This is a genomic window from Caballeronia sp. INML2 (assembly GCF_023631365.1).
GTDB lineage: Bacteria > Pseudomonadota > Gammaproteobacteria > Burkholderiales > Burkholderiaceae > Caballeronia > Caballeronia turbans.
This window is the reverse complement of sequence record NZ_JALQDH010000060.1, coordinates 88,840-99,938: the sequence shown is the minus strand read 5'-3', so window position 1 is coordinate 99,938 and position 11,099 is coordinate 88,840. Positions and strand designations below refer to the sequence as shown.

The following is an 11,099-nucleotide window of genomic DNA, read 5'->3' as shown; positions in this document are numbered from 1 at the left end:
CCGGCGAGCGCATGTACCGCACGGGCGATCTCGCGCGTTATCGTGCCGATGGCAACATCGAGTTCCTCGGCCGCAACGATCACCAGGTGAAGGTGCGCGGCTTCCGTATCGAACTCGGCGAGATCGAAGCGCAACTCGTGGATCATGCCGCCGTGCGTGAAGCGGTGGTCATCGCGCGGGCCCGAAGCGAAGCCTCGCAGGATCAGCAACTCATCGCTTATGTCACGCTGCTTGCCGATGTCGATGCCAGTGTCTTGCGCGAGCATCTCGCGGAGCGCCTGCCCGATTACATGGTGCCATCGGCGATCGTCATGCTCGATGCACTGCCGCTCACGCCTAACGGCAAGCTCGACCGTCACGCGCTGCCCGATCCGCACGCCGATGCCTTTGCGCTGCGTCCCTTCGAAGCGCCTTTGGGTGAGACCGAATCATCGCTCGCCGATCTGTGGGCCGAGTTGCTGGGCCTCGATCGCGTGGGCCGGCAGGATAACTTCTTCGCGCTCGGCGGCCATTCGCTGCTGGCCGTGACGCTCATCGAACGCATGCGCCGCATCGGCCTGCACGCCAACGTGCGCGATCTCTTCGCGACGCCCGTCCTCAGTACGCTCGCGGCATCGATCGAGCGCGGTGCGATTCCGGACGATATCGTCGTGCCGCCCAATGTCATCACGCGCGACACGACTGCGCTCACGCCTGCCATGCTGCCGCTCATCGCCTTGACGCAAGCGGATATCGATCACATCGTCGGGCAAGTGCCTGGTGGTCTCGCCAACGTGCAAGACATTTACGCGCTTGCACCGCTTCAGGAAGGCATTCTGTTCCATCACATGCTGACCACCGAGGGCGACCCGTATCTGCAAACCGCGCGTATCGCCTTCGATAGCCGCGCGCGTCTCGATGCCTGGCTCGATGCGCTGCAACGGATCATCGCACGGCACGACATCCTGCGCACCGCCTTCATTCACGATGGCATCAGCACGCCCGCGCAAGTCGTCTGTCGCGAAGCGCCTGTCACCATCGACGAGATCGAGCTCGATCCCGCGCACGGTCCGGCAGCCGATCAACTCGCGCGTCTGTTCGATGCGCGCTCTCAACGCCTGCCTTTGCATCAGGCGCCCCTGCTTCGGCTCACCATCGCGAAGGAGCACGATTCGCCGCGCTGGCTCGCGCTGCTCGTGTGGCATCACCTGATCGGCGACCACGTTACGCTCGAAGTAATTCAGAAGGAGATCAGCGCACTGCTCGAGGGTCGTGCGGATGCTCTCAATGTGGCGCAACCGTTTCGCGATCTGGTTGCGCAGGCTCGGCTCGGCGCCACTCAGCAGGAGCATGAAGCGTTCTTCCGCGACATGCTCGCCGATGTCAGCGAGCCCACGCTGCCCTTTGGCTTCACCGATGTACATCACGACGGCTCCGCTGTTGCCGAAGCTCGCGTGACGTTGCCCGCGGCGTTGAACACGCGTCTGCGCACGCAGGCGCGAGAACTCGGCGTCAGTCTCGCCAGTCTCTGTCATCTCGCATGGGCGCGTGTGCTCGACGCGGCAAGCGCCAGCGATGGCCGCATCGTCTTCGGCACCGTGCTGCTCGGACGCATGCAGGCAGGTGTCGATCAGGCGCTCGGGCTGCTCATCAACACCTTGCCGATTCGTCTCGATGTGAACGATGCCTCTGTTGTCGATAGCGTGCGTGACACGCACCGACGTCTGGCGGCCTTGCTGCAGCATCAGCATGCCCCGCTCGCGCTCGCTCAGCGATGCAGTGGCGTGGCCGCGCCCGCGCCGCTCTTTAGCGCGCTGCTGAACTATCGGCACAATCAGGCCGTCGCCGATGAACAGTACGCCTTCGAGGGCATCGAACTGCTCGGCGCCGAAGAGCGCACCAACTATCCGCTCATGCTCGCTGTCGAAGACAACGGCGAGAGCCTTGGTTTGACCGCGCAAACGCTCGCGCCGCTGTCGCCCGATCAGTTGTGCGGGTACATGGAGCAAGCGTTATCGAGTCTCGTGCAGGCGCTCGAGCAGGCACCGCAGACGCCCGTCGATCAACTCGATGTGCTGCCGCCCGACACGCGTCAGTTACTGGTCCAGACGTGGAACGATACCGCCGCGCCTTACCCTGTCGAGCTGTGCATTCATCAGTTGTTCGAGCAGCAGGTCGAGCGCACACCCGATGCGATCGCGCTCGTCTTCGACGATCAAACGCTCACGTACGCGCAACTCAATGCGCGTGCCAATCGGCTCGCGCGTCGTCTGCTCGCGCTCGGGGTCGAGCCGGAAGATCGCGTGGCGCTGTGCGTGGAGCGTGGCATCGGCATGGTGGTGTCATTGCTCGCGATACTCAAAGCGGGCGGCGCCTATGTGCCGCTCGATCCGGCCTATCCCGGCGAGCGCCTGACTCACATCCTCACCGACTCGACACCTCGGCTGCTAATCGCCGATGCCACCGGCCGCGAAGCGCTCGGTGATACGGGTACGTTGAGCGTGCTCGATCCGAACGCATCGCTCGATGAATCGGCAGGCAATCCGCAAACAAGGCTCGCGCCGCATCATCTCGCTTACGTGCTCTTCACTTCGGGCTCCACAGGCAAGCCCAAAGGCGTGATGGTCGAGCATCGCGAGATGCTGAACTTCCTGTGCTCGATGCGCGATATCACCTCGATGAGCGCCGCCGACAAACTGCTCGCCGTCACGACGATATCCTTCGATATCGCGGGGCTGGAGTTGTATTTGCCCTTGAGCACCGGCGCGTGCATCGTGCTCGCGTCCCGCAGCGACGCGGCCGATCCGCTCGCGTTGCAAGCGCTCATCGATGCGCACGCCATCAGCTTCATGCAGGCGACGCCGGCCACCTGGCGCATGCTGCTCGATACGCAGTGGAGCGGCAGCGCGAAGCTTACCGCGCTGTGCGGCGGCGAAGCGTTGTCCGCGAACCTCGCGGCGCGTCTGAACGAGAAGGTCAAGGCGCTGTGGAATCTCTACGGTCCGACTGAAACAACGGTCTGGTCGTCGTGCTATCGCACGGGCCCCGAAGCGCATAGGTCATCGACGATATCGGTCGGTCGGCCGATCGCCAACACGCGTCTGTACGTGCTCGATGCGCACTACCGGCTCGTGCCGCCCGGTGCCGTGGGCGAGTTGTATATCGGTGGCGCGGGTGTGGCGCGCGGTTATCTCAATCGTCCCGATCTCACCGCCGAACGCTTCCTCGACGATCCATTCATTGCCGATGCCCGCATCTATCGCACGGGCGATCTCGCGCGTTATCGCGCCGATGGCAATCTCGAGTTCCTCGGACGCAACGATCATCAGGTCAAGATTCGCGGCTTCCGCATCGAACTCGGCGAGATCGAAGCGCAGCTCGCCAGTCATCCGGCCGTGCGCGAAGCCGTCGTAATCGCACGGGCACGGCGTGAAGCGACACAAGACCAGCAACTCATCGCCTATGTCACGGGACTTGCCGATGTCGATACGAACGCGCTTCGCGAGCATGTGAGTGCGCGCTTGCCCGATTACATGGTGCCATCTGCGTTCGTGACGCTCGATGCGCTGCCGCTCACGCCCAACGGCAAGCTCGATCGCCGCGCATTGCCCGATCCGCAGTGGCAGGATCTTGGCGCTTATGTCGCGCCGCGCACCTCGCTCGAACACACGCTCGCGCAGTGCTTCGCCAGCGTGCTCGGCCTCGAGCGCGTGAGTGTCTTCGACAACTTCTTCGCGCTTGGGGGGCATTCGCTGCTGGCCACGCAACTCGTATCGCGCTTGCGTCAGGCGCTTTCCATCGAATTGCCCTTGCGAACGTTGTTCGATGCGCCGACCGTGGCTTCGCTCGCCGAAACGTTGCAGCAGGAAACGGGTCACGTCAGCGCAATCCCGACACTGCAAGCGCGCACGCGGCCGCGGCATTTACCGCTGTCTTTCGCGCAGGAACGATTGTGGTTCCTCGAACAGCTCAACCCCGGACAATCCACCTATAACATTCCGGTAGCCGTGCGCCTGAGCGGGTCGCTCGATGTTCGGTCGCTCGAAACTGCTTTGAATGCCCTCCTGGAGCGTCACGAAAGCCTGCGTACTTCTTTCGTGCAACAAGGTGGTCAGGCCGTTCAATGCATCGCGGCGCAATTGCAAATCGCACTGCCCCTCGTCGAACTCGACACGCTCGCCACCGATGCGCAAGCCGCCGAAGTCCGCCGGATCACGCAAGCCGAAGCCACGCGAGCGTTCGATCTTCAGCACGGGCCGCTTCTTCGCGCGCAACTGCTTCGCCTCGCGCAAGACGAGCATATGCTGCTCTTCACGATGCATCACATCATCTCCGATGGCTGGTCCATCGGCGTGCTCGTGCGGGAACTCGGCGCCTGCTATAAGGCCATGTTGCATGACGAACCGCTCGCTTTGCCGCGCCTGGTCGTGCAGTATGCCGACTTCACATTGTGGCAGCGGGATTGGCTCGCCGGTGCGGAACTCGATCGACAGACGCAATACTGGTGCACTCAGCTCGCCGAACTCGCACCGCTCGATCTGCCGACCGATCGTCCTCGCCCTGCACGAATCAGCGGACGTGGCGCGACGTTGCCCTTTTCGCTGAGTCCTGACTTGTCGGAGCGCGTGAACACGCTCGCGCATCGCGAAGGCGTAACGCCGTACATGGTGGTGCTCGCCGCGTTCCAGACGCTTCTTGCTCGCCTGTCCGGGCAATCGCAAGTGGCAGTCGGCTCGCCGATCGCCAATCGCACGCATGCGCAGATCGAACCGCTCATCGGGCTGTTCGTTAATACGCTCGTATTGCGTGCGGATCTCTCGGGCGAGCCCTGCTTGCGTGAATTGCTCGCGCAAGTGCGCGATACGACGCTCGCCGCTTACGCGCATCAGGACCTGCCCTTCGAAAAACTCGTCGAAGCGCTCGCGCCGGTGCGTGACATGAGCCGCACGCCGCTGTTTCAAGTGATGCTCGTCTTGCAGAACGCGCCGCTCGAGGCACTTGCTTTGCCGGGCCTCACGCTGGAACTCCTGCCTCCGGCCGAAGCCGGCGCCAAGTTCGACCTCACGCTGAACCTGACGCATACGCACGACCGCTTCACAGGCAGCATCAGCTACGCGACCGATCTTTTCGATAAGCACACTATCGTTCGTTTCGGTGAACGCTTCACGCGATTGCTCGATCAGGCGCTCGCGCGGCCGGATGCACCGCTGCATGCGCTCGAGCTCGTGTTGCCTGAAGAGCATGCGCTGTTCAATCAATGGAACGATACGGCGTGCGCCTACCCCGACCACCTCTGCATGCATCAGCTCTTCGAGCAACAGGTTCGACGCACGCCCGATGCGACGGCGCTCGTCTTCGAAGACGAATCCCTTACGTATGCGGAGCTGAATGCGCGTGCGAATCGGCTTGCGCATCGACTGATCGCGCTGCGCGTGCAGCCGGAAGATCGCGTCGCGTTATGCATGGAGCGGCGCATCGGCATGATCGTCTCGTTGATAGCAACGCTCAAGGCGGGCGGCGCATACGTGCCGCTCGATCCTGCCTATCCCGGTGAACGGCTGAATCACATTCTTGCCGATGCCGAGCCGCGACTGCTGATCGCCGATGCAGTCGGCCGTGATGCGTTGGGCGACACAGGCCCGCTAACGGTACTCGATCTTCATGCATCCGACGAGGAAGCGCTCTCGCCGGCCGATCCGCAGGCACCTGTCGCGCCGCATAACCTCGCGTATGTGATCTATACGTCGGGATCGACGGGCAAGCCGAAGGGCGTCGCCATCGAACATCGAAATGCCGTCAACTTCCTCAGCTGGGCGCTGAACGCCTTCACATCGAAAGAGCTTTCACACACGCTGTTTGCCACATCGGTCAACTTCGATCTTTCGGTCTATGAATGCTTCGCACCGTTGACCTGCGGGGCCACAGTGCATCTCGTCGACAACGTCCTGGCACTTTCTAGAAAGCCGCACGATGTGAGCCTCGTCAACACGGTGCCATCGGCGATCACTTCGCTACTCGATGCGGGCGCATCGCTGGCGTCTGTCAAGACGATCAACCTTGCCGGCGAGCCGCTCAAGCTCGCACTGATGAAACGCATCTTCGCCGAGACCGATATCGAACGATTGTGCAATCTGTATGGGCCGTCCGAGACGACCACTTACTCGACGTGGATCGAGATGCATAAGGGCGATCGCGTGACGGAGACCATCGGCAAGCCGATCGGCAACACGCGCGTCTATCTGCTCGATGCTCGATGCAAGCCGGTGCCGCTCGGCACGGTGGGCGAAGTGTATATCGGCGGCGCGGGCGTGGCGCGTGGTTATCTCAACCGGCCTGAACTCACCGCCGAACGCTTCCTCGACGATCCGTTCATGCCCGGCGAGCGCATGTACCGCACGGGCGATCTCGCGCGTTATCGTGCCGATGGCAACATCGAGTTCCTCGGCCGCAACGATCACCAGGTGAAGGTGCGCGGCTTCCGTATCGAACTCGGCGAGATCGAAGCGCAACTCGTGGATCATGCCGCCGTGCGTGAAGCGGTGGTCATCGCGCGGGCCCGAAGCGAAGCCTCGCAGGATCAGCAACTCATCGCTTATGTCACGCTGCTTGCCGATGTCGATGCCAGTGTCTTGCGCGAGCATCTCGCGGAGCGCCTGCCCGATTACATGGTGCCATCGGCGATCGTCATGCTCGATGCACTGCCGCTCACGCCTAACGGCAAGCTCGACCGTCACGCGCTGCCCGATCCGCACGCCGATGCCTTTGCGCTGCGTCCCTTCGAAGCGCCTTTGGGTGAGACCGAATCATCGCTCGCCGATCTGTGGGCCGAGTTGCTGGGCCTCGATCGCGTGGGCCGGCAGGATAACTTCTTCGCGCTCGGCGGCCATTCGCTGCTGGCCGTGACGCTCATCGAACGCATGCGCCGCATCGGCCTGCACGCCAACGTGCGCGATCTCTTCGCGACGCCCGTCCTCAGTACGCTCGCGGCATCGATCGAGCGCGGTGCGATTCCGGACGATATCGTCGTGCCGCCCAATGTCATCACGCGCGACACGACTGCGCTCACGCCTGCCATGCTGCCGCTCATCGCCTTGACGCAAGCGGATATCGATCACATCGTCGGGCAAGTGCCTGGTGGTCTCGCCAACGTGCAAGACATTTACGCGCTTGCACCGCTTCAGGAAGGCATTCTGTTCCATCACATGCTGACCACCGAGGGCGACCCGTATCTGCAAACCGCGCGTATCGCCTTCGATAGCCGCGCGCGTCTCGATGCCTGGCTCGATGCGCTGCAACGGATCATCGCACGGCACGACATCCTGCGCACCGCCTTCATTCACGATGGCATCAGCACGCCCGCGCAAGTCGTCTGTCGCGAAGCGCCTGTCACCATCGACGAGATCGAGCTCGATCCCGCGCACGGTCCGGCAGCCGATCAACTCGCGCGTCTGTTCGATGCGCGCTCTCAACGCCTGCCTTTGCATCAGGCGCCCCTGCTTCGGCTCACCATCGCGAAGGAGCACGATTCGCCGCGCTGGCTCGCGCTGCTCGTGTGGCATCACCTGATCGGCGACCACGTTACGCTCGAAGTAATTCAGAAGGAGATCAGCGCACTGCTCGAGGGTCGTGCGGATGCTCTCAATGTGGCGCAACCGTTTCGCGATCTGGTTGCGCAGGCTCGGCTCGGCGCCACTCAGCAGGAGCATGAAGCGTTCTTCCGCGACATGCTCGCCGATGTCAGCGAGCCCACGCTGCCCTTTGGCTTCACCGATGTACATCACGACGGCTCCGCTGTTGCCGAAGCTCGCGTGACGTTGCCCGCGGCGTTGAACACGCGTCTGCGCACGCAGGCGCGAGAACTCGGCGTCAGTCTCGCCAGTCTCTGTCATCTCGCATGGGCGCGTGTGCTCGACGCGGCAAGCGCCAGCGATGGCCGCATCGTCTTCGGCACCGTGCTGCTCGGACGCATGCAGGCAGGTGTCGATCAGGCGCTCGGGCTGCTCATCAACACCTTGCCGATTCGTCTCGATGTGAACGATGCCTCTGTTGTCGATAGCGTGCGTGACACGCACCGACGTCTGGCGGCCTTGCTGCAGCATCAGCATGCCCCGCTCGCGCTCGCTCAGCGATGCAGTGGCGTGGCCGCGCCCGCGCCGCTCTTTAGCGCGCTGCTGAACTATCGGCACAATCAGGCCGTCGCCGATGAACAGTACGCCTTCGAGGGCATCGAACTGCTCGGCGCCGAAGAGCGCACCAACTATCCGCTCATGCTCGCTGTCGAAGACAACGGCGAGAGCCTTGGTTTGACCGCGCAAACGCTCGCGCCGCTGTCGCCCGATCAGTTGTGCGGGTACATGGAGCAAGCGTTATCGAGTCTCGTGCAGGCGCTCGAGCAGGCACCGCAGACGCCCGTCGATCAACTCGATGTGCTGCCGCCCGACACGCGTCAGTTACTGGTCCAGACGTGGAACGATACCGCCGCGCCTTACCCTGTCGAGCTGTGCATTCATCAGTTGTTCGAGCAGCAGGTCGAGCGCACACCCGATGCGATCGCGCTCGTCTTCGACGATCAAACGCTCACGTACGCGCAACTCAATGCGCGTGCCAATCGGCTCGCGCGTCGTCTGCTCGCGCTCGGGGTCGAGCCGGAAGATCGCGTGGCGCTGTGCGTGGAGCGTGGCATCGGCATGGTGGTGTCATTGCTCGCGATACTCAAAGCGGGCGGCGCCTATGTGCCGCTCGATCCGGCCTATCCCGGCGAGCGCCTGACTCACATCCTCACCGACTCGACACCTCGGCTGCTAATCGCCGATGCCACCGGCCGCGAAGCGCTCGGTGATACGGGTACGTTGAGCGTGCTCGATCCGAACGCATCGCTCGATGAATCGGCAGGCAATCCGCAAACAAGGCTCGCGCCGCATCATCTCGCTTACGTGCTCTTCACTTCGGGCTCCACAGGCAAGCCCAAAGGCGTGATGGTCGAGCATCGCGAGATGCTGAACTTCCTGTGCTCGATGCGCGATATCACCTCGATGAGCGCCGCCGACAAACTGCTCGCCGTCACGACGATATCCTTCGATATCGCGGGGCTGGAGTTGTATTTGCCCTTGAGCACCGGCGCGTGCATCGTGCTCGCGTCCCGCAGCGACGCGGCCGATCCGCTCGCGTTGCAAGCGCTCATCGATGCGCACGCCATCAGCTTCATGCAGGCGACGCCGGCCACCTGGCGCATGCTGCTCGATACGCAGTGGAGCGGCAGCGCGAAGCTTACCGCGCTGTGCGGCGGCGAAGCGTTGTCCGCGAACCTCGCGGCGCGTCTGAACGAGAAGGTCAAGGCGCTGTGGAATCTCTACGGTCCGACTGAAACAACGGTCTGGTCGTCGTGCTATCGCACGGGCCCCGAAGCGCATAGGTCATCGACGATATCGGTCGGTCGGCCGATCGCCAACACGCGTCTGTACGTGCTCGATGCGCACTACCGGCTCGTGCCGCCCGGTGCCGTGGGCGAGTTGTATATCGGTGGCGCGGGTGTGGCGCGCGGTTATCTCAATCGTCCCGATCTCACCGCCGAACGCTTCCTCGACGATCCATTCATTGCCGATGCCCGCATCTATCGCACGGGCGATCTCGCGCGTTATCGCGCCGATGGCAATCTCGAGTTCCTCGGACGCAACGATCATCAGGTCAAGATTCGCGGCTTCCGCATCGAACTCGGCGAGATCGAAGCGCAGCTCGCCAGTCATCCGGCCGTGCGCGAAGCCGTCGTAATCGCACGGGCACGGCGTGAAGCGACACAAGACCAGCAACTCATCGCCTATGTCACGGGACTTGCCGATGTCGATACGAACGCGCTTCGCGAGCATGTGAGTGCGCGCTTGCCCGATTACATGGTGCCATCTGCGTTCGTGACGCTCGATGCGCTGCCGCTCACGCCCAACGGCAAGCTCGATCGCCGCGCATTGCCCGATCCGCAGTGGCAGGATCTTGGCGCTTATGTCGCGCCGCGCACCTCGCTCGAACACACGCTCGCGCAGTGCTTCGCCAGCGTGCTCGGCCTCGAGCGCGTGAGTGTCTTCGACAACTTCTTCGCGCTTGGGGGGCATTCATTGCTGGCCGTTCAGTTGATGGCATCGATTCACGCGAAGCTCGGCCAGGACATTTCGATTCGCGTTCTCTTCAATGCGCCATCGGTGGCGGAACTGGCAAATCAACTGAACGCCGCACCTTCAAACAACGAATTCGATCCGATTCTGCCGATCCGCACACCGGGCGATGGCGCACCGCTCTTCTGCATTCATCCGGTCGGCGGATTGGCGTGGAGTTATGCGGGTCTCGCGAAGATCATCGATGGCGACCGGCCGATCTATGCGGTCCAGACGCCGGCGTTAAAGCACCCCGGTTACGGTCCCGCTAGCATCGCCGAGATGGCGGCCGACTACATCGCGCGCATCCGCACGATCCAGCCTCACGGTCCGTATCACCTCCTCGGCTGGTCATTTGGCGGACTGCTTGCGTACGAAATGGCGACGCAACTGCAAAGCCTCGGCGAGAAGGTCGGCGAACTCGTATTGCTGGATTCGCGTCTGCCTGACGGACTCGCTGCACCCGAAGTCGATGAATGCGCGCTGTTCGCAGCCACGTTCCCGAGCATGTCGCCCGATCTGATGCTCACGCTTCAGGCGATGCGATCGACCAACGAGCGCGTGGTCGCGCTGCGTGAGCATCGGCTGATACCCGCGTATATCACGGACGACCACATTACGACGCTGATAGGTACAACGCAGCGGAACATGCAGTTGCAATCGATGTTCACGCCCAAGTCGTTCCATGGCGATATCGTCTATTTCACGGCGACGCGCTCCGAAGCGCCCGGACAACCCCGACGTATCGCGCAATGGCGAGACTGCGTGAATGGTTCGATAGCGAATTACGACATCGATTGCATGCATACCGAGATGTGCCTGCCATCGTCGCTCGCGATGATCGGACAGAACCTTGCATCGATGAATGTGATCGGCGCGTCGGCGAAGTAGAGAACCAGCATCGCCACCGCTCAAGAGGCCGTGGCGATGCTATCGAACGAAGGCATGGAAGGAGTCAAACGAGTGCGCCGAGCCCGC

Annotated in this window: 1 pseudogene; it reads left to right on the top strand. The window is 62.8% G+C overall.

Features of this window, described 5'->3' with window-relative positions:
• Positions 1-8 precede the first annotated feature (8 nt).
• Positions 9-11,012 (top strand): annotated as a pseudogene (locus tag NCT32_RS21795) (amino acid adenylation domain-containing protein); the annotation flags it as partial.
• Positions 11,013-11,099 lie beyond the last annotated feature (87 nt).